Here is a 19,419-nt window from a genome sequence, read left to right as displayed (position 1 = left end):
ACCGGCCCGGCAAGGCATCACCCAACCAGAAAATTCATCAGAACACTCAGGGGAAACACCATGTCTCTGGCAGAGATGCAGGCTCCGATCCACCGTGACGAGGCAGCGATTGCTGCCGTGGTCGAGGGGCTGCGCGCCACCTATGGCGACCGGCTCTCCACTTCCCAGGCTGTGCGTGAACAGCACGGGCACACGACCACCTGGCTGAAGACCCAGGCGCCCGACGCGGTGGTCTTTGCGCAGAGCACCGAGGAGGTTTCCGACATCGTGAAGCGCTGCGCGGCCCGCAAGGTGCCGGTCATCGCCTTCGGCGCCGGATCGTCGCTCGAGGGCCATGTGAATGCGCCGGGCGGCGGGGTCTGCATCGACCTGTCGCAGATGAATGCCATTCTCGAGGTGAATGCCGAGGATCTGGACTGCAAGGTGCAGGCCGGCGTCACCCGCAAGCAGCTCAACACCGACCTGCGCGACAGCGGCCTGTTCTTCCCCATCGATCCGGGTGCGGATGCCACCATCGGCGGCATGACCGCGACCCGTGCGTCGGGCACCAACGCGGTGCGTTACGGCACCATGAAGGACGCGGTGCTGGGCCTGACCGTGGTGACGGCGACCGGTGCGGTGATCCACACGGGCGGGCGGGCGCGCAAGTCGTCGGCCGGCTATGATCTCACCCGGCTCTTCGTCGGCTCCGAGGGCACGCTCGGCATCGTTACCGAGATCACCCTGAAGCTCTTCGGCCAGCCGGAAGCGATCTCCGGTGGCATGTGCTCCTTCCCGAGCATCAAGGCGGCCTGCGATGCGGTGATCATGACGATCCAGTGCGGCCTGCCGGTGGCCCGGATCGAACTGCTGGACCCGCTGCAGGTGCGGGCCTGCAACATCTACTCCAAGCTGACCCTGCCGGAAGAGCCGACGCTCTTCCTGGAGTTCCATGGCAGCGAATCGGGCGTGCGGGAACAGGCCGAAACCTTCGGCGGCATCGCCGAGGAGTTCGGCGGGTCCGAATTCCGCTGGGCGACCAAGGCAGAGGACCGGACGGCCCTGTGGCAGGCCCGTCATGACGCCTACTGGGCATCTTTCACCCTGCGCCCGGGCGCCAAGGGCGTGGCGACCGATGTCTGCGTGCCGATCTCGCGCCTTGCCGATTGCGTTGCCGAGACCCAGAGGGACCTGGACGAGAACAAGCTTCTTGCGACCATCGTCGGTCACGTGGGCGATGGCAATTTCCACGTTCTGGTGCTGGTGGACGAGGAAGACGCTGGGGAAGTGGAGCGTGCGGAGGCCTTCGTCGGGCGTCTGAACGGGCGCGCCATCGACTTCGGCGGCACCTGCACCGGCGAGCACGGCATCGGCCAGGGCAAGATGAAATACATGGTCAAGGAACACGGTCCGGCACTGGATGTGATGCGGGCCGTGAAGCAGGCGCTGGATCCGGACCGGATCCTCAATCCGGGGAAAATCCTTCCCGAGGCGTGATCGCACGCCGCTCATGGTAAACTTGCCTAGACAAGGTTTTGCATGAGCGGCGTCTTTCCACTACCAAGGAGGACAGCTCTCATGTGCGGGGACAAAAGGAGAGGGTCCTGAACTCGGTCTTTATAAGCATCGGCGTGGCCATCATCCTGGTGCTGGTGACAGCCCTGGTTGCGCCGTTCTTCGTCGACTGGACGGTGTATCGGTCCACGTTCGAAACCTATGCGGAAGAAGCGCTCGGTCACAAGGTGACCGTCCTGGGCGAAGCGGACATGTCCCTGCTGCCCAGCCCCACCGTCACGTTCACCGACGTGCGGGTCGGCGGCTCGGAAGACCCGCTTCTTGTGGTCTCCCGCTTCCAGCTTCGCCTCGATCTGCCGCCCCTGCTGAAGGGAGAGTTCCACGTGCTCGACATGAGCCTGGATCGCCCCCATCTCACCCTGTCCCTCGATGAGGAGGGCCGGCCGGACTGGCTGACGGCCATGCGGGCGCGCGGCGCGATTTCCGAGGTGAAGGCCGAGGATGTCACCTTCGAGAACATCACGATCTCCGATGGTGCGGTGACCGTCGTGGATGCCCGCTCCGGGCGTACCCATACGCTCGACAATGCGGATCTCGTGGTGCAGGCCCGCTCTCTGGCCGGGCCGTTCCGCATCGACGGGCCGATGGTGATCGGCGACGAGCGCTACACGGTGTCCCTCGCCACAGGCAAGCGTCTGCCGGATGGCTCCCTGCGGATCAAGGGCGGGGTCACGCCGGATCGCTATTCCATCGCCGCGTCCTTCGACGGCAACTTCACCACCACCGACGGCCTGCCGCGTTTCGATGGGGACTTCCAGCTCAAGGGGATCGAGCAGGGGGATGACGGCCCGCAGGAACTGTGGACCGCAGAGGGCGCCTTTGCCGCCGACACGGCCCAGCTCGTCGTCTCGAAGGCGGACTATCATTTCGGCCCGCAGGACCGCCGCTCAAGCATGAGCGGCCAGATGCAGATGACCTATGCGGGCGACCGCCGCTTCGACGTGGTGGCCCGGGCCAAGCAGATCGATCTGGACCGGCTCTATGGCGGTGGGCCTCAGGCCCCGGTGGCGCTGGGCGATGCGGCCACGCGCGTGCTGGACGTCCTGAAGGGCCTGCCGGTTCCGGACATGGCCGGCACGCTGGCGCTGGACATGCCCGTTGTCGTCGCCGGTGGCGAGCTTCTGCAGGACGTGCGGCTCGATCTGGAAACCCGCTCCGGCGGCTGGCGCATCAGCCGGCTCGCCGGTCGCGTGCCCGGACGCACGACGATCGCCACCGAGGGCGATCTGACCCTGGGAGACCGGTTTGCCTATCGCGGCTCGCTTTCCGTCGTGTCCGAACAGCCGGGAGCCTTTGCGGCCTGGCTGGGCGAGGGGGATGGCGGGTCGAGCAAGATCCAGCCGGTGTCGCTCGAAGGTCGGGTCAATGTCGTCGACAGCGGCGCGGCCATCGAGAACCTGCGGGTGGAGCTGGGCGATGCGGCGATCACAGGCGGCGTCTCCTATCGCATTTCCCGGCAGGACCGGGACGAATTCGGTCTCTCGCTCGTGGCGGACGTGCTGGATGTGGACCAGGTCGAGGAGCTGCTCGGCCTGCTGGCCCCGGCTGCGGGTGGCGAGAGCTTCTGGTCGCGGACCAATCTCTCCCTGATGCTGAGGGCGCGCGAGGCGCGTTTGCGCGGCGTGCAGGGCAAGGATCTGAGCCTGCAGGCCTCCTTCGAAGGGGACCATCTGCAGATCGACCGGCTCTACACCGCCGATCTGGCCGGCGCGGAAGTGGATGTCTCGGGCCGGGTGGACGATCTGGCGGGAGCTCCGGTCGGCAATCTGTCCGCCCGGCTCAACGCCACGGATCTTGATGGGCTCGTGGGTCTGCTGCGCGCTGCCTTCCCCCAGTCGCCGGCGCTGGTCCGGCTGGAGCGGGCGGCGGATTATCTCGTGCCGGCCCGGTTCGAGGGCAGCTTTGTCGGCAAGGCGAGCGGCGACGGCAGCCGGCTGGACCTGTCGCTTTCCGGCAGCGCCGGCGGGGTGGAGACGTCGGTCACCGGCCGCTTTGACGGCCGCGTGGATGCCTGGCACGAGGCTGATGTGGATCTGGATGTGGCGCTGAAAGGGCCCGATGGCGGCCAGATCCTGCGGCAGCTCGGGCTGGACATCCTGCCCGTCGACGAGCTGGGGCAGGGGGATCTGCACCTGCAGGCAAGCGGGCGCCCGGACGACGGTCTGGAGCTGTCTCTGGCTGCAACCGCACCCGCCGCGAGCCTGACCGCCGACGGGCGCCTGCGCCTGCAGCGGGACAAGCCCGTCAACTACAGCCTGACGGGTGCGCTTTCCATGGAGGATCTGGGGCCTTTCGCCCTGCTGGTCGGCCGGGTCATGCCGGTCATGTCCGGGGAGATCCCCGTGGACCTGACCTATGCGCTGGATGGCAAGGGTAGCGATCTGGCCTTGCGCGATCTGGCCGGGCAGGTGGGGGATGTGAGCGTTTCCGGGTCGGTCGAGGGCAGCCTTGATCCGGCCCCGGGCGAGCGCCTGCGCCGCTTCAAGGGCGCGCTCCGGCTCTCCGATCTGGATCTTCAGGCTTTGAGTGAAGCGGTGCTCGGACCTGATCAGTGGTCGTCTCTGGGGTCGGGCCGCAGCGTGTGGCCGGCGGCTCCCTTCGGCCAGGCCCTGCTGTCCTCGCTCGATCTGGCGCTGGATGTTGAGGCCGAACGCATGGATCTTGGCATTGCGGAAGCGGCCGAGAACATCTCGGCGCGCCTGCGTCTGGGTCCGGAGGAGCTGCGTCTGGATGATCTCGCCTCGACCTTTGCGGGCGGGCGCCTCGGCGGTCAGCTGGCCCTACGTCGGTCTGGCGGGGAGGGAGCCTTCTCCGGCAGGATGAAGCTGGAAGGCGCGGACCTGACCCAGCTGGTCTGGACCCCGGACGGGCGCGCTGTCGCCACCGGCACGCTGGATCTTCTGGCGGATGTGGAAGGGGCGGGACGCTCGATCTCGGGCATCGTCGCGAGCCTTACCGGCAGTGGCACGGTCACCATTCGCGAAGGGGCGCTGCGCGGTCTGAACCCTCAGGCCTTCTCGCTGGTCATGCGGGCCGTGGATGCGGGACTGGACCTTTCGGAAGACCGGATCGGCGAGGTGTTCCTCAGTCATATGCAAGTGGGCACCTTGCGCTTCGACACGCTGGAAGCCGCTCTCGGCGTGATCGGCGGACGGGTCAGTGCGCGCAACATCGCCGTCGATGCGCAGGCGGCCAATCTCTTCGGCTCGGCCCAGATCAACCTGAATGACCTGACGCTCGACAGCGACTTCTCCCTGACCGTGGATGCGGGGGACGAGGCCGTCGTGGGCGGCGAGCCTCAGGTGGGGCTTCTCTTCACCGGACCGCTGGAGCAGCCCGAGCGCAAGGTCAATGTGGCGCCCTTCACGGCCTATCTGACCCTTCGGGCCTTCGAACAGGAGGTGGAGCGGGTCGAGAAGCTGCAATCGGAGATCCTGGAGAACCAGAAGCTCTCCCGCGAGCTGAAGCGCGAGGCCCAGGAACGGGCACGCCGGGAGCGGGAGGCGGAAGAGGCCGCACGGGCGGCAGAGGAAGCGGCTGCTCGCGCAGCGGAAGAGCCAGCACCGGAAACCGAGCCGTTATCCGAGCCGCAGCCTGAGCCGGCCCCGGCTCCGGCCGAACCAGCCCCGATCGACTCTGTCCCTGCTCCGGTAGAACCCCCGGCACAGCAGGCGACGCCGGCTCCGATCTCGGCTCCCGAGAATCCGGCCGATTTTGCCGCGCGCATCCGGCAGGTACTGCAGGCGCCAGCGGAAACGACTGGCGCGGTGGTCGAGGAAAAGAAGAGCGGGCAGAGCGTCCTGAAGCCGCTTGCGCCGCCCCAGACCGTGGAAGACCTGCTGGCGCGGGAGATCGGCCTTCCGGCAGATGTTCTCAACCGGGCGCGCGGCTTCGACACCGGAGCACCGGCCGGGCAATAGACGGCCGGGGGGGCGGACCTCAGGACGTTCTGGACAGAAGATCGTTGAGCGCGTGAACCCGCACGGCGGAGGACAGGCTGTCCTCGGGTTCGCGGGCGTCATCGATCTCCGCAATCAGGGCGGAGACGGCCATGTCGCGGCGCGCGGCCATGGCATCAATCACTTGCCAGAATTCCGGCTCAAGCGCCAGGCTCGTGCGGTGTCCGTGGAGGGAGAGGGAGCGCTTGAAGAGGGGCATGACCGGCGCTCAATCCGTCGCGCCAGAGGGGCTGCCAGAGGGGCTTTCAGCCAGGTCGGCGTCCTCGCGGGAGGGCTGACCGTCCGTGCTCTCGCGCTTGTGGGCGTCGATGCGGGAGATTTCCAGTTCACGGGTGGCGCGGGTGAGCGACTTTTCCGTCTTGGTGCGGCCGAAGGCGATGCGGTTGTCCTCGGCCTGACGGTCCCTTTCTGCCCGCTGCTTGCGCTTGCGGGCCTGACGCAGGTTGATGACATCGGCGCTCATGAGCGGTCCCTTCTGCGGCGGGAGAGCCGGGGAGGCCGGTCGCGGACCGGCCCTTCAGCCGGTCCTCAGGGCTTCTTGCGGAAGGCGTCCAGGGAGACGACTTCGCCGCCGTTGTCGCTCTTCTGCATGACGCCGTCATCGGCGGCATCCGCCTTGGCGGCAGCGCCCTTGCCCTTTTTGCGCGGTGTTTCGGCCGTGGTGGTGGCAAGGGTTTCTTCTGCTTCCTGTTCGGCGCGGGTCAGTTCCTCGACTGCTTCCAGCAGCTCTTCGGGCAGTTCTTCCGCAGTCTTGCCCGGGTCGAACTCGAGGGCGAATTGCACGGAGGGGTCGAAGAAGCCCTTGATGGCGGAATAGGGCACCACCAGCTTTTCCGGCACGCCGCCGAAGGAGAGACCGACCTCGAAGGCGTGTTCGCCGATGTTCAGGTCCCAGAACTGGTGCTGGAGGACGATGGTCATCTCCTGCGGATAGCGTTCCTTCAGGCGCGGCGAGACGCGCACTCCGGGCGCCGTCGTCTCGAAGGCGATGTAGAAGTGGTGTTCGCCCGGCAGGCCGGTGCGACCGACCTCGGCCAGGATCTTCTTGACCGCGCCGCGCAGGGCGTCCTGTATCAGGATGTCGTATCGGAGGAGGTCTTCAGCCATCTTCTTTTCGTCGTCTGGGGTCGGAATCGGTCCGTCGGTGAATGAGAGTGCCGTGTCCCGGTGCAAAAGAAAAGCCTCGGGTGGCGCTCAGGTTCCTTATAGGGCGCAGCGGCGCCGCTGTCCCGGATCTTCCGTGAACTTTGCAAAGGAAACTGCAAGATCGCAGGGAAAATCTCTCCCTCGATGCGGGTTGTCTGCTCGACCCTGAGGCGGGGAACGGACGCAGGCAAGGGGGCTGCTTCGCGGGAAGCGGAAGACGATCGGAAGAGGTGAGAAGTGGAGGCTTCTGTTGCCAGGTGCCTCCGAACCCCGCCTTTCGGTGCTACCCGAAAGGGCTTAGTGGACTACCGGCACCGCATTACGCGGCGACAGCGTTGTCCATAGCATAGTTGTCATTTGCAACTATTAAGAGAGCCCGATAACGGTGGTACAATGCCGAGCAAAAGCACAGTCTTTACGCCCTCGTCGATCCTGTTTCGCCCCCGCCGAAACGCAACCGCGTGTCGATCTCGCGCCGTTGCGCTTGGGTGGAGGCGCCGGGTACCGCCCCCGGGTCCGATAGGTTTATTGCACTGACCATTTATTGCCATAGCTGGTTGCCCAGCAAGCCTGATATAGGCCCTTGTGCCGGCGAAAAAAAGAGCCGCCGTCAAAAATGACGGGAGAGGCAGCCGCGCGCGTCACAGGGGGCGCTGGGGCGCTGGATCCTGATCACGCATTTGTCTGGGGAAGACGGGCTTTTGTCGCCTTACGGCAACTACCCTGCCATGGCGGATGCGGCCAGTATGTGCTCCTTCGAAGGCCGTATCCGCCCTTGCGGGCAGCAGGCACAACGGACGGAGTGATCACGTGGACCAGTATCTGACCCTCATGCGCCGCATCCTCGACGAGGGTGTCGACCGGGGCGACCGGACCGGCACGGGCACGCGCTCGGTGTTCGGCCATCAGATGCGGTTCGACCTGTCTGCCGGCTTTCCGCTGGTCACCACGAAGAAGCTGCATCTGAAGTCGATCATTCACGAGCTGTTGTGGTTCCTCGCCGGCGACACCAACGTGAAGTATCTTCAGGACCACGGGGTGAAGATCTGGGACGACTGGGCCGACGAGAACGGCGATCTCGGGCCGGTCTACGGCTATCAGTGGCGCTCCTGGCCCGCGCCGGATGGCCGCCACATCGACCAGATCGCCAATCTCCTGGAGATGCTGCGCCGCTCGCCGGAAAGCCGCCGGCTGATCGTCTCGGCCTGGAACCCGGCGCTGGTGGACGAGATGGCGCTGCCGCCCTGCCATGCGCTCTTCCAGTTCTATGTGGCCGAGGGCAAGCTCTCGTGCCAGCTCTACCAGCGCTCGGCGGATGTGTTCCTGGGCGTACCCTTCAACATCGCCTCCTATGCCCTGCTCACCATGATGATCGCGCAGGTGAGCGGTCTGGGGCTGGGGGATTTCGTCCACACGCTGGGTGACGCCCATCTCTATCATAACCATCTGGATCAGGCCCACGAGCAGCTCTCGCGCGCGCCGCGGGCACTGCCGACGATGACCCTCAATCCGCAGGTCACGAGCCTCTTCGATTTCCGCTACGAGGATTTCGAGCTCTCCGGCTATGATCCCCATCCCCATATCAAGGCGCCGATTGCCGTCTAGGCCTCGCGCCTCCAGTCCTCTTGCGACGCAGGCCCTCGTGTGACCCCAGTTTCCCGCCCCTGGCGCCCCCTTGCCTCGGCCAGTGCCAATCTGGTCGGAAGTCTCTTCATGATCGTGGCCATGGGCCTCTTCGCGCTGGAGGACGGGTTCATCAAGCTCACCGCCGGGACCCTGCCTGTGGGCGAGGTGCTGCTGATCTTCGGCGGCGGCGGGGTGCTGGCCTTCGCAGGCCTTGCGCGGGCCACCGGGCAGACGCTCGCGGATCCGCTGGTGCTGTCGCGCCCGATGCTGGTGCGTTTCATCTTCGAGTTCACCGGTCGGCTCTTCTATGTGCTGGCGCTGGCGCTGACCCCGCTTTCGGCGACGACCGCCATCCTTCAGGCCACGCCCATCGTGGTGGTGATGGGGGCGGCTCTGGTCTTTTCAGAAAAGGTCGGCTGGCGCCGGTGGACGGCGATCGGGATCGGCATGGTCGGCGTGCTGATCGTTCTGCGGCCGGGTGTTGACAGTTTCTCGCCCCTCTCCATCCTGGCCGTGATCGGGATGCTGGGCTTTGCCGGACGGGATCTGGCGAGCCGTGCGGCCCCGCGCGGGCTCGGCACCAATGTGCTTGGGTTCTACGGCTTCCTCACCATCGTCGTCGCGGGGCTTGCCTTTGCGCTCTGGGAGGGCAAGCCGCTCGTCGTGCCCACGGCCACTAGCCTTGCGGCCTTTGCGGCGGCGATTTCCGCCGGGGTGCTCGCCTATTCCTCGCTGATGAAGGCCATGCGCACGGGAGAAGTAGCGAGCGTCACGCCGTTCCGCTACACGCGGCTGCTCTTCGGGGTCGGTCTCGGGATCCTGTTCTTCGACGAGCGGCTCGACATGGCGATGATCGCCGGCTGCGGTCTCATCGTGGCGGCCGGCCTGTTCCTGCTTTGGCGGGGACAGAAGCGCAAAGCCGCCGCCTGATTCCTGATCCTCAACCGTCCTGCACCAGAGCGCCTGTACGCCGGGCCGTGCGGACGAAATTGCGCACAAGCACGGCGGTGGACGCCCGGCGATAGGCGACCGCCAGGGCCGACTTGTGCCGTGTGTCGGCCAGCGGGCGGAAGGCGATCCCCGGCATCTGCAGCCGCGCCATGGAGGCCGGCACCAGCGAGACGCCCAGCCCTGCGGAGACGAGTGACAGGATCGAGGCGATCTGCGGGGCAGGGAGGCCGAGAAGGGGCACGAAGCCCGCATCCGTGCAGGCCTGCAAGGTGGTTTCGTGCAGGCTGGTGCCCACGTCGCGGGGCGTCACGATGAAGGGATCGGCGGCAAGGTCTGCGAGCGGCAGGGCTGCGCTGCTCGTCGCCAGCGGATGGTCTGCAGGCAGGGCGGCCATCAGGTCCTCTTCCAGCAGGGTTTCCTCGGTCAGATGTTCCCGGTCGGCGGCGGACGGACGCAGGATCGCCAGATCCACCTGATCGGCCAGCAAGGCCTGTGCCAGCACCGACGAATTGCCTTCCGTGATGCGCAGGTCCACCTCCGGATAGGCCTGGCGGAAGGCGCGGATGCAGCGCGGAATGAGCGGGGTGAGGGCGCCCGTGCCCGTCACCCCGAGGCGCAGGGTGCCTCTTTCGCCGCGTTCCGCCTGGCGGGCCAGGTCTGCCGCCTCTGCCGCCTGGGCCGGCAGCAAGCGCACCCGGTCGTGGAAGATGCGGCCGGCCTCGGTCAGCTCCGCGCCATGAGGCAGGCGGCGGAAGAGCCGGGCACCGATCTCCTGCTCCAGCGCCTTGATCTGCTGGCTGAGGGGCGGCTGACCGATGCCGAGCGCCTCGGCGGCGCGGGTGAAACTTCCCTCCTCGGCCACGCGGAGGAAGTAGCGGATGTGCCGCAGCTCCATCAGGTATCTCTTTTGCATATGGATAAGAGCAGTTTCATATATTAGACTGAATATCTCTCTTGCGCTATCTCACGGGAAAAGGATCTCCCGATGCGCCCCGTTCCCCCCTCCGAGACCACGGTCTCCCGCCCCCTGAGCCAGCCCGAAGCCGCGAAGCTCGGGGCGGGCACTGACATTGGCGCGACTGCTTCGGCTCCCGCGGCGGCGCAGGCGGGCATTCGCCGGGGCACGGGGGAATTCACCCGGGTGGGCCTTGCCATGTTCATGGCGGGCTTTGCGACCTTCTCCCTGATCTATTGCGTCCAGCCCTTGCTGCCTGATTTTCGCGGCACCTACGGGGTGAATGCGGCAACCGCGTCGCTTGCGCTGTCGGTGACGACCGGTTTCCTGGCCCTGTCGATCCTCGTCAGCGGTGCCCTGTCGCAAGGGGTTAGCCGGCGTGGTCTCATGACCGTTTCCATGGTGCTGGCCTCGGCCTGCAACCTCATGGCGGCGACCGTGGACGGTTGGGAAGGGCTGCTCGTGGCCCGGGCGCTGGAAGGTCTGGTGCTCGGCGGAGTCCCGGCCGTGGCCATGGCCTATCTGGCGGAAGAGATCGACCACGGTTCGCTGGGCAAGGCGATGGGGATCTACATCGGCGGTACGGCTTTCGGGGCGATGGTCGGGCGCGTGGCCATGGGGATCGTCAGTGCCTACACGTCCTGGCAGACGGCGATGCTCATGCAGGGGGCGGTGTGTCTGGCCGGTGCGGTGCTGTTCTTCGTGCTGCTGCCGCCGTCGCGGGCCTTCACGCCGCGGCGCAGCTCGCTCTCCCATCATCTGGCGCTCTGGGGCGGCCACCTGAAGAACGGGGCGCTGCGCCGGCTCTATCTGCTGGGGTTCCTGCTCACCAGCGTCTTCACGACCGTCTTCAACTACTCCACCTTCCGTCTCAGCGACGCGCCCTATGACCTTGGTCGCACGGCGGTGAGCATGATCTTCCTGACCTACGGGCTCGGAACCATCTCGTCGTCGGTGGCGGGCAGTTTCACCGACCGGGTCGGCCGCCGTCCGGTGCTGGCCAGCGGGTTCGCGATGCTGGGCCTTGGCGTGCTGCTGACCCTTTCGGCCAATCTGGTGGTGATGATTGCCGGCATCTCGCTGGTGAGCATCGGCTTCTTCGTCGGCCATGCCGCCGCCAGCGGTGCCGTGGGGGTTCATGCGCAAGGCGCGAAGGGCCATGCCTCTTCGCTCTACCTGCTCTTCTACTACATGGGCGCCAGCCTGACGGGCTTTGTCGGTGGCTGGTTCTGGATCCATGGGGGCTGGGCCGCGGTCTCCGTCCTCACCGGCCTCTGTGCCGCGCTGGGGCTGGTCTTTGCCCTGCTGCCGCTGAAGGCGCCCCGTACGGATCGGGCTGGGGCTTAAGCGTCCGCCGAGGTTGCCTCTGCGGCCGCCTGGTGCGACGCGACGAGGTCACGGTACCACGCGCCGCTTGCCTTTACCGTGCGGGTCTGGGTGGCATAGTCCACATGCACGATGCCGAAGCGCATGGTGTAGCCTTCCGCCCATTCGAAATTGTCCATCAGGCTCCAGAGGAAATAGCCCTTGAGGGGAATGCCGGCGGAGGCTGCATCGGCCACGACCTCGAAGTGCTTCTCCAGATAGGCAATGCGGCGGTCATCGGCGACCACGCCATCAACGGGCTCGTCATTGAAACAGGCGCCGTTCTCCGTGATGTAGACCGGCGGCAGATCATAGGCCGCATAGACGTCGCGCATAAGGTCGCCCAAGCCCTTGGCCTCGATCTCCCAGCCGATGTCGGTCACCTCCATAGTGAGATCCGGGGCGAGCGTTTCCGCGTGGGGGTAGGTGGCCGAATTGGCCGGGTCATGGCGCACGCGCATGGGCGTGTAGTAGTTCAGGCCCCACCAGTCGAGGGGCTGGGAAATGATTTCCAGATCGCCGTCCTCGATCTTCAGCTTCTCGCCGAAGGCTTCCAGCACCTCCTCGTCATAGGCGCCCTTGAAGAGCGGATCGAGATAGAGCCCGTTGTGGAACTTGAAGGCGCGCAGCGCCGCGGCCCGGTCCGAGGGGGTGTTGCTCTTCGGATAGACCGAATGCAGGTTGAGGACCGTGCCAAGCGGCAGATCGGCCCGCTCCGCCCGGGCGGCCTGGACGGCCTTGCCATGGGCGAGGTTCAGCACGTGCACGGCAGCGGCGAAGGCGTCGAAGTTCTTTTCGCCGGGCGCATGGATGCCGTAAAGATGGCTCAGATGGCAGACGCACCAGGGCTCGTTGATGGTGGCAAGTGCGGTGAAGCGGTCGCCAAGGCGGCGGACGACCAGAGCGGCATAATCGGCAAAGGCATCCGCCGTGGAGCGGGCGGTCCAGCCTCCGTCCCCGGCCAGCATCAGCGGCAGATCCCAGTGATAGAGCGTGGGGAAGGCTTCGATGCCGCGAGCCGCCAGTCCGTCCAGCAGCCGGTCATAGAAGGCAAGACCGGCCTCGTTGATCGCGCCGCGACCGTTGGGCAGGATGCGGGGCCATGCGATGGAGAACCGGTAGGCCGTCACGCCGAGCGAGACGATCAGGTCGAGATCCTCTTCCCAGCGATGATAGTGGTCGCAGGCCACGTCGCCGGTGTCGCCGCCGTGCACGCGACCGGGCATGCGGGAGAAGGCGTCCCAGATGGAGGGGCCGCGCCCATCCTCGCGGGCCGCGCCCTCGATCTGATAGGCGGCAGTCGCCACCCCGAAGAAAAAGTCGCTGGGGAATTTGCTGGCGAGATCTGTCTGCGCGGCCACGGCACATCTCCTGAAACGTCGAAAAGGCGGATGCGCCCCTGCGCAAATGATCGCCAACCCCTCTTGCCATAAGTCTCAAAGCGCTTTGGATCAAGCTCTTTCCACGGCTGTTCGGCTCTTCTCACCGTTCCCATGACGGTGTTGTCGGCGAAGGGGCCTTCTGTCCCTGCGCGTGACCGGCCCGCAGGTGCTGCTGCCGCTACGGCTTCTCACGGCGGGAGACGGAAGCCCCGCAGCCAAGGCAGGGCAGAGGGCGAAGCTATGCGCAAGAAAATTGCGTTTTTCGGCGGTTTTCGGCCTTTTTTCTTGCCCGTGCGGTGCCGTTCATGCCAAACGATGCGCGACCGGTCCTGTGCGCGGTCGGGCCCGTCTGGGGCCCGACGCCGACGAGGACTTCCCCGCAAGGGATCACGGACGCACTTCCCCCGAAGGACTTGCCATGAAGCTGCTTGCTCACCTGATCCGCTGTGTCAGCGGATTGAATTCTTTTATAGGCCGGGTGTTTTCCTGGCTGGCGCTGGCCATCGTTCTGGTCTGCTTTGCCGTCGTCACGCTGCGCTATGTCTTCGCGACCAGCTTCGTCTGGATGCAGGATCTCTACATCTGGCTGAACGGCGCCATGTTCACCGCCGTGGCGGGCTTTGCCCTGCTGCGCGACGACCATGTGCGGGTCGACATGTTCTACCGGCACGCCAGCATGGGCCGGAAGGCGCTGGCCGATCTCATCGGCGCGATCCTCTTCCTGCTGCCCTTCACCGGCGTTCTCATCGTCTATTCGAGCGCCTTCGTCCAGCGCTCCTGGCGCTACACGGAAGCCTCGGCCAATGTCGGCGGCATGCCGGGTCTCTTCATCCTGAAGAGCTTCATCATCGCCTTTGCCGTGCTCATTGCCCTGCAGGGCCTGGCCATGATCGCCCGCTCGATCCTGGTGCTGAGCGGCCGCGCCGATATGGTGCCCGCCAGCTTCGCCTACAAGACCCAGGATGAAACCCACGAGGCTGCAGTCTGATGGAACCCATCGTCATCGGCGAGATCCTGTCGGGTCTCATGTTCTTCGGCATCATCGGCTTCCTGCTGCTGGGCTTCCCCGTGGCCTTTACCCTCTCGGGCGTCTCGCTGCTCTTCGGCCTGGTGGGCATGTGGCTCGGTGTCTTCGACCCGTCCAACCTGGGCTCCCTGCCCAATCGCTACATCGGCTACATGACCAATGAAGTGCTGGTCGCCGTGCCGCTCTTCATCTTCATGGGCGTGATGCTCGAGCGCTCCAAGATCGCCGAGCAGCTGCTCATGACCATGGGCAAGCTCTTCGGCAACCTGCGCGGCGGCCTGGGGCTTTCGGTCATCGTCGTGGGGGCGCTTCTGGCGGCCTCGACCGGCGTCATCGGCGCGACCGTCGTCACCATGGGCCTGATCTCCCTGCCGGCGATGCTGCGTGCGGGCTATGACCCCAAGCTGGCGTCCGGCGTCATCTGCGCCTCCGGCACGCTCGGCCAGATCATTCCGCCCTCCACCGTGCTCATCTTCATGGGCGACATGCTGTCGTCCATCAATGCGCAGGTGCAGATGGAGAAGGGCAACTTCGCCCCGTCCCCGGTCTCGGTCGGGGATCTCTTCACCGGCGCCATGCTGCCGGGTCTGATGCTGGTCCTGCTCTATGCGGCCTATGTGATCTTCAAGGCGATCACCGATCCGGCCTCCTGCCCGGCGACCCCGGTGCCGGCAGAAGAGAAGAAGGGTCTCGCCCGCGAGGTCGTCTTCGCCCTGCTGCCGCCGCTCGCCCTGATCCTGGCCGTGCTCGGCTCCATCCTGGGCGGCATTGCCACGCCCACCGAAGCCTCCTCCGTGGGAGCGGTCGGTGCCATGGTTCTGGCCACCCTGCGCGGCCGCCTGAGCTACAAGATCCTGCGGGAGACCATGATCGCCACGGCGACGATCACCTCCATGGTCTTCGTGATCCTGTTCGGTGCCGCGGTCTTCTCCGTCGTCTTCCGCATGCTGGGCGGCGAGGCGCTGGTGCATGAGTTCCTGACCAACCTGCCGGGTGGCCAGCTGATGGCGCTGGTGCTGGTCATGGCGATCATGTTCCTGCTCGGCTTCATCCTGGACACGTTCGAGATCATCTTCATCGTGCTGCCGATCACCGCGCCGATCCTGCTGGCGATGGACGTGGATCCGGTCTGGCTCGGGGTGCTGGTGGGCGTGAACCTGCAGACGTCGTTCCTGACCCCGCCTTTCGGCTTCGCGCTCTTCTATCTGCGCGGTGTGGCTCCGGCTTCCATGTCGACCGCGGCGATCTACAAGGGTGCGATTCCCTTCGTGCTGCTGCAGATCCTTGGCATGGCGATCCTGTTCCTGGTGCCGGAAATCGTCACCTGGTTGCCGAAGATCCTCTGATCAAGGCGGATCGATCCCAAGACATGAAAAGGCCCGGGCATTTGCCCGGGCCTTTTTCGTTGGAGGGGCGGCTGAGTTTCCCTCTGATCCGTTTGTTCCTCACGCGACGGCGCGGACCGTCTGACGCGCGCAGAGACCCTCACAAACGAAAGGCCCGGGCGTGGACCCGGGCCTTGGAGGTCTCGTTCGTCGTGCGCCTCAGAGCGTGAAGTATTTCGCGCGGGTCTGGATGTAGAGGCCTTCGTTGCTTTCCGAGCGGCCGCGCAGCAGGCGCATGGCGTCGACGAAGCTTTCGGCGGTGCGCCGGGTCAGGGCGTCTTCCGATGCGAGAAGCTCGGCATAGATCTCCTGAGCCGCCGCAGCCCCTGCCTGCTTGATGTCCTCGGGGAAGTCACGCACCTGAACCCCGTGCTGATCGACCAGGGTCTTCAGGGCGCGTGGATCATTGGCGAAATAGGAGTTCGTCATCTGATCTGTTTCCGCCTGGCAGGCATCCCTGACGATCTGCTGCAGGTCCTCGGGCAGGGCCTGGAACTTCTCCTTGCTGACGACGAGTTCGACGCCCTGCGCCGGCTCGTTGAAGGAGGAGAGGTAGAGATAGGAGGCTGCCTGATAGAAGCCGAGGGCGAGGTCGTTGAAGGGACCTGCAAACTCGGCGGCATCAAGGGTGCCGGACTGAAGGGCGGGATAGATCTCGCCCGGTGGCACGTTGGTGACGGTGGCGCCGAGCTTTTCCCAGATCCGCCCGCCGAAGCCGGGGGTGCGGAAGCGCAGGCCCTTGACACTGTCGAGCCCGGTCAGCTCCTTGCGGAACCAGCCGCCTGCCTGGTTGCCGGAATTGCCGCAGAGAAACGCCTGAACGCCGAAGGGGGCGTAGATCTCGTCCCACAGGGCCTGACCGTCCAGCTCGTGGATCCAGGCCGACTGTTCGCGCATGGTCATGCCATAGGGCAGGCCGGCGAAGAAGTTCAGCGCCACGGACTTGTTCTGCCAGTAATAGGACGAGGAGTGGCACATCTCGGCCGCCCCGTCGATCACCGCATCCAGCGCCTGGAAGGGCGGCACGAGCTCGCCGGCAGAATAGACCTGAATGGTCAGGCGACCGGCCGAGGCGCGGGTGATGCGCTGGGCCAGACGCTCGGCACTGGCGCCGATGCCGGGAAAGCTCTTGGGCCAGCACGTCACCATCCGCCAGGTCAGCTTGTTCTGGGCCAGCGCCGGTGCCGCCAGGGAGGTGAGACCGGCAGAGCCCGTGGCAAGAGTTGCGGACTTGAGGAAGCGACGTCGATTCATGACTGACAATCCAGCTGGAAAGGGAAAGAGACCCGAGCCCCTTGGCGGGGTCGGGAGATGAAGGAAATCATGTGGTTGGCGCGGTGTAAACCTGTGACGGCGAACCATCTCCCGTGAGGTGTCGCGTCAGGGCGCATTCCTCCGGCGCCAAGGCTCGAAAGGCAAAAGGCCCGGGACGATTGTCCCGGGCCTTTTCCTTCGTTGCAGAGCTGACCGAGCGCAGGGCTCAGAGCTGGAAATACTGCTTGCGGGTCTGGATGTAGGACCCTTCGTTGCCCTCGGTGCGGGTGCGCACCAGGCGCAGGGCATCGCGGAAGCTCTCTGCGGTCTTCTTGGTCAGCGGGTCGCTGGAGTTGAGGATTTCCTCGTGGATCTCGAGGGCAGCTTCGGCAGCGGCCTTCTTGATCTCTTCCGGGAACTCGCGAACCTGGACGCCGTGGTCGTTGACCAGGGTCTGCAGGGCGCGCGGGTCATTGGCGAAGAAGTCGTTGCCCATCTGGTCGCTTTCGGCCTGGCAGGCGGTCTTGACGATCTCCTGCAGGTCGGCCGGCAGAGCCGCGAACTTGGCCTTGTCGACGACCAGCTCGGTTGCCATGCCCGGTTCGTTGAAGGACGAGATGTAGAGGTTCTTGGCAACCTGGTAGAAGCCGAGAGCCAGATCGTTATAGGGGCTCACGAATTCGGCTGCATCGAGGGCGCCGGACTGGAGGGCCTGGAAGATTTCGCCGCCGGCGATGTTGGTGACGGTGACGCCCAGCTTTTCCCAGACCTTGCCGCCGAGACCCGGGGTGCGGAAGCGCAGGCCCTTCAGGCTGTCGAGACCGGTCAGTTCCTCACGGAACCAGCCGCCGGCCTGGTTTGCGGTGTTGCCGGAGATGAAGCCCTGCAGGCCGAACTGGTCGTAGACCTCGTCCCAGATTGCCTGACCGCCCAGGTTGTTCACCCAGGTGGAGATTTCCCGGTGGGTCATGCCGAAGGGCACGCCGGTGAAGAAGTTCAGGGCCTGGGACTTGTTCTGCCAGTAGTAGGAGGCGGAGTGGCACATCTCGGCGGAGCCGTCGATGACCGCGTCCAGGGACTGGAGGGCCGGAACCAGTTCGCCGGCGGAATAGACCTGGATGGTCAGGCGGCCGTCGGACATGCGGGTGATGCGGTCGGCCAGGCGCTGGGCGCCGACACCCAGACCGGGGAAGTTCTTGGGCCAGGTGGTGACCATGCGCCAGTTGATGGTGTCGGCAGCAAGGGCCGGAGCCGCCAGGGTGGTCGCACCGGCAGCGCCGGCGCCCAGGGTGGCGGACTTGAGGAAGGAGCGACGATCCATGATGGGAACCTTGTGTTCGCTGAAGAAGAAGAGGGGGCAGGCGCGCGAAAGGCGCTTCAAGCCTGACCGAGGGCTGGGAAAAGACCATTTCCCGGATAAGGAGTCTAGGGGCGATAAGCTCAAGTGTTTCTTCGATTTTTCTCAGGATCAGTCCGATCCGGAATAGGGTCAGGAATGCTGACATTCTTTTGATCGAAGCGTCGGCGTGCCTGATTTCGCGCCGCATTGCGGGTCGCCCTGCCGGTCGCCCTGCTCTGAGGGGTGTTGCCGCCTCGTCAGCCAGTCTCTAAGAGAGGGGCGAAGCGATGCCCTGATGTCGCCAGAAGCTCCATGAGAGAGGTCTCCCCATGACGGAAATCGTTCTGATCGCGGCAGTTGCGCGCAATGGCGTGATCGGTGCTCAAGGCGACATGCCCTGGCGGCTGCCCTCGGACCTGCGCCATTTCAAGCGGGAGACCATGGGCTGTCCGATGATCATGGGGCGCAAGACCTTCCAGTCTCTCCCGGGCCTGCTGCCCGGCCGCCCTCATCTCATCGTCAGCCGCGATCCGGCCTTTCTTCCCGAGGGGGCGGAAGTGCTGCGCAGTCTCGAGGATGCCGTGGCCCGTGGTGAGGTTCTGGTGCGCGAGAGTGGCGCAGCGGCCCTGATGATCGTGGGCGGCGGGCAGATCTACTCCCAGGCCCTGCCGCTGGCCCATCGCATCGTGCTCACCGAGGTCGAGGCGGACCCGATCGGCGACACGGTCTTCCCGAAACTCGATCCTGCCTTGTGGGAGGAAATCTCGCGGGTCAAGGGAGAGCGGAGCGAGCGCGACAGCGCGGACTTTTCATTTGTGACCTACCGGCGCAAGGAAGGCTGAAGATGGGAATGACGAGCAAGGACGACCGGTTCGACGGTCGCTGGTGGCGGTTTGACGAGCTGACCGGGCGGCAGGTGCATGATCTGCTGAAACTGCGTCAGGATATCTTCGTGGTCGAGCAGAACTGTGCCTTCCCGGAGATCGACGGACAGGATCCTGTCACGCTCCACTATCTGGTCGAGGACGCCGCCGGGCGGATCGTCGGGGCTCTGCGGGCCTTCGTGCCGGGTGAGAGGGAGAGCGCTTCGGAGGCGCGCATCGGGCGCGTCGTGATCGATGCCGGGCACCGCGGCGGGGGCAATGGCCGCAAGCTCATGCGCTCCGGCATCGAGGGACTGCGACACTTGGCGCCGGGGCATCCCATCCAGCTCTCGGCTCAGGCCCATCTCGAGAGCTTCTATGCAAGCCTCGGTTTCGAAAGGTGTTCCGAGGACTATCTGGAGGATGGCATCCCTCATCTCGACATGGTTCTGGCCGGCTGAGCGGGGCAGGGTGCGTCTAATCGGTCCGGCGCTGCTTGAAACAGCCGCGCAAAACACCCATGTGGCCAGAGAAATCGGCGTTTTCCGGGGAGGGGCGGCAGGGCGCATTCGTTGAAAGCCCTTGGTAACTTCCCTATAACCGCAGATGAGTC

At 65.6% G+C, this 19,419-nt stretch carries 16 protein-coding genes and 1 other RNA gene; 9 read left to right on the top strand and 8 right to left on the bottom strand.

The genetic code is table 11. The features are described 5' to 3' along the window. The first annotated feature begins 60 nt into the window (after window positions 1–60). Window positions 61–1,476 (top strand): FAD-binding oxidoreductase, encoded by a 1,416-nt coding sequence (locus FR728_RS10500; RefSeq protein ID WP_149892626.1) that lies wholly within the window; start codon window positions 61–63, stop codon window positions 1,474–1,476. Window positions 1,477–1,559: 83 nt separating this feature from the next. Then, a complete protein-coding gene (locus tag FR728_RS10495) occupies window positions 1,560–5,474 on the top strand; it encodes an AsmA family protein (protein ID WP_208998763.1) in 3,915 nt (1,304 codons plus the stop codon). A 19-nt stretch (window positions 5,475–5,493) separates the two neighbouring features. On the opposite strand, the gene FR728_RS10490 is transcribed toward FR728_RS10495, so the two are convergent. The 4 genes from FR728_RS10490 to ssrA form a co-directional block, all read right to left on the bottom strand. Next, entirely contained in the window at window positions 5,494–5,712 is a 219-nt protein-coding gene (locus tag FR728_RS10490) for a ribbon-helix-helix domain-containing protein (protein ID WP_149892625.1), read from the bottom strand. A gap of 9 nt (window positions 5,713–5,721) precedes the next feature. Next, the gene (locus FR728_RS10485) at window positions 5,722–5,976 is read right to left on the bottom strand and encodes a DUF4169 family protein (RefSeq protein WP_149892624.1); all 255 of its coding nucleotides are present in this window, start codon (window positions 5,974–5,976) and stop codon (window positions 5,722–5,724) included. Between the two features lie 65 nt (window positions 5,977–6,041). Next, window positions 6,042–6,620: an SspB family protein gene (locus tag FR728_RS10480; protein ID WP_149892623.1), complete on the bottom strand. Its 579-nt coding sequence runs from the start codon at window positions 6,618–6,620 to the stop codon at window positions 6,042–6,044. Window positions 6,621–6,895: 275 nt separating this feature from the next. Next, window positions 6,896–7,264, bottom strand: a transfer-messenger RNA (tmRNA) gene (gene ssrA / locus FR728_RS10475). A 205-nt stretch (window positions 7,265–7,469) separates the two neighbouring features. Between ssrA and FR728_RS10470 the strand changes: the two genes are divergently transcribed. Both FR728_RS10470 and FR728_RS10465 read left to right on the top strand, forming a co-directional pair. Continuing rightward, complete coding sequence (locus FR728_RS10470; protein ID WP_149892622.1) at window positions 7,470–8,264, top strand: thymidylate synthase; 795 nt, start codon at window positions 7,470–7,472, stop codon at window positions 8,262–8,264. Between the two features lie 39 nt (window positions 8,265–8,303). After that, on the top strand, window positions 8,304–9,215 hold the full coding sequence (locus FR728_RS10465) for a DMT family transporter (RefSeq protein WP_244304537.1): 912 nt from the start codon (window positions 8,304–8,306) through the stop codon (window positions 9,213–9,215). Window positions 9,216–9,225: 10 nt separating this feature from the next. Here the strand turns inward: FR728_RS10465 and FR728_RS10460 are convergent, their stop codons facing one another. Next, window positions 9,226–10,131, bottom strand: coding sequence for a LysR substrate-binding domain-containing protein (locus FR728_RS10460; RefSeq protein ID WP_149892621.1), 906 nt, complete (start codon window positions 10,129–10,131; stop codon window positions 9,226–9,228). Window positions 10,132–10,221: 90 nt separating this feature from the next. Here FR728_RS10460 and FR728_RS10455 point away from each other — a divergent pair, with 90 nt between their 5' ends. Further along, the gene (locus FR728_RS10455) at window positions 10,222–11,538 is read left to right on the top strand and encodes an MFS transporter (RefSeq protein WP_149892620.1); all 1,317 of its coding nucleotides are present in this window, start codon (window positions 10,222–10,224) and stop codon (window positions 11,536–11,538) included. On the opposite strand, the gene FR728_RS10450 is transcribed toward FR728_RS10455, so the two are convergent. Continuing rightward, the gene (locus FR728_RS10450; RefSeq protein ID WP_149892619.1) at window positions 11,535–12,917 is read right to left on the bottom strand and encodes a GH1 family beta-glucosidase; all 1,383 of its coding nucleotides are present in this window, start codon (window positions 12,915–12,917) and stop codon (window positions 11,535–11,537) included. The genes FR728_RS10455 and FR728_RS10450 overlap by 4 nt on opposite strands. A gap of 439 nt (window positions 12,918–13,356) precedes the next feature. On the opposite strand from FR728_RS10450, the gene FR728_RS10445 reads away from it, so the two are divergent. After that, on the top strand, window positions 13,357–13,926 hold the full coding sequence (locus FR728_RS10445) for a TRAP transporter small permease subunit (protein ID WP_149892618.1): 570 nt from the start codon (window positions 13,357–13,359) through the stop codon (window positions 13,924–13,926). After that, window positions 13,926–15,311, top strand: a complete 1,386-nt coding sequence (locus FR728_RS10440) for a TRAP transporter large permease (protein ID WP_149892617.1) — start codon at window positions 13,926–13,928, stop codon at window positions 15,309–15,311. The genes FR728_RS10445 and FR728_RS10440 overlap by 1 nt, the downstream gene beginning before the upstream one ends. 198 nt (window positions 15,312–15,509) lie before the next feature. Here the strand turns inward: FR728_RS10440 and FR728_RS10435 are convergent, their stop codons facing one another. Further along, window positions 15,510–16,604 carry a TRAP transporter substrate-binding protein gene (locus FR728_RS10435; RefSeq protein ID WP_149892616.1) on the bottom strand — a complete coding sequence of 365 codons (1,095 nt, stop codon included), beginning with the start codon at window positions 16,602–16,604 and terminating at the stop codon, window positions 15,510–15,512. 226 nt (window positions 16,605–16,830) lie between these two features. Then, window positions 16,831–17,925, bottom strand: a complete 1,095-nt coding sequence (locus FR728_RS10430; protein ID WP_149892615.1) for a TRAP transporter substrate-binding protein — start codon at window positions 17,923–17,925, stop codon at window positions 16,831–16,833. 347 nt (window positions 17,926–18,272) lie between these two features. On the opposite strand from FR728_RS10430, the gene FR728_RS10425 reads away from it, so the two are divergent. Next, window positions 18,273–18,785, top strand: coding sequence for a dihydrofolate reductase (locus FR728_RS10425; protein WP_149892614.1), 513 nt, complete (start codon window positions 18,273–18,275; stop codon window positions 18,783–18,785). A 2-nt stretch (window positions 18,786–18,787) separates the two neighbouring features. After that, a complete protein-coding gene (locus tag FR728_RS10420) occupies window positions 18,788–19,267 on the top strand; it encodes a GNAT family N-acetyltransferase (protein WP_341872930.1) in 480 nt (159 codons plus the stop codon). The last annotated feature ends 152 nt before the right edge of the window (window positions 19,268–19,419 follow it).

It is taken from the genome of Roseibium aestuarii, assembly GCF_008477545.1.
GTDB classification, from domain to species: domain Bacteria; phylum Pseudomonadota; class Alphaproteobacteria; order Rhizobiales; family Stappiaceae; genus Roseibium; species Roseibium aestuarii.
The sequence above is the reverse complement of the archived record's forward strand: the minus strand, read 5'-3'. Positions and strand labels throughout refer to the sequence as shown.

What these genes read in the sequence shown, in the direction of transcription:
- FR728_RS10500 (WP_149892626.1), top strand. Translation starts at nt 61, where the DNA reads ATGTCTCTGGCAGAGATGCAGGCTCCGATCCACCGTGACGAGGCAGCG.
- FR728_RS10490 (WP_149892625.1), bottom strand. Translation starts at nt 5,712, where the DNA reads ATGCCCCTCTTCAAGCGCTCCCTCTCCCTCCACGGACACCGCACGAGC.
- FR728_RS10485 (WP_149892624.1), bottom strand. Translation starts at nt 5,976, where the DNA reads ATGAGCGCCGATGTCATCAACCTGCGTCAGGCCCGCAAGCGCAAGCAG.
- FR728_RS10480 (WP_149892623.1), bottom strand. Translation starts at nt 6,620, where the DNA reads ATGGCTGAAGACCTCCTCCGATACGACATCCTGATACAGGACGCCCTG.
- FR728_RS10460 (WP_149892621.1), bottom strand. Translation starts at nt 10,131, where the DNA reads ATGGAGCTGCGGCACATCCGCTACTTCCTCCGCGTGGCCGAGGAGGGA.
- FR728_RS10455 (WP_149892620.1), top strand. Translation starts at nt 10,222, where the DNA reads ATGCGCCCCGTTCCCCCCTCCGAGACCACGGTCTCCCGCCCCCTGAGC.
- FR728_RS10445 (WP_149892618.1), top strand. Translation starts at nt 13,357, where the DNA reads ATGAAGCTGCTTGCTCACCTGATCCGCTGTGTCAGCGGATTGAATTCT.
- FR728_RS10440 (WP_149892617.1), top strand. Translation starts at nt 13,926, where the DNA reads ATGGAACCCATCGTCATCGGCGAGATCCTGTCGGGTCTCATGTTCTTC.
- FR728_RS10435 (WP_149892616.1), bottom strand. Translation starts at nt 16,604, where the DNA reads ATGAATCGACGTCGCTTCCTCAAGTCCGCAACTCTTGCCACGGGCTCT.
- FR728_RS10430 (WP_149892615.1), bottom strand. Translation starts at nt 17,925, where the DNA reads ATGGATCGTCGCTCCTTCCTCAAGTCCGCCACCCTGGGCGCCGGCGCT.
- FR728_RS10425 (WP_149892614.1), top strand. Translation starts at nt 18,273, where the DNA reads ATGACGGAAATCGTTCTGATCGCGGCAGTTGCGCGCAATGGCGTGATC.
- FR728_RS10420 (WP_341872930.1), top strand. Translation starts at nt 18,788, where the DNA reads ATGGGAATGACGAGCAAGGACGACCGGTTCGACGGTCGCTGGTGGCGG.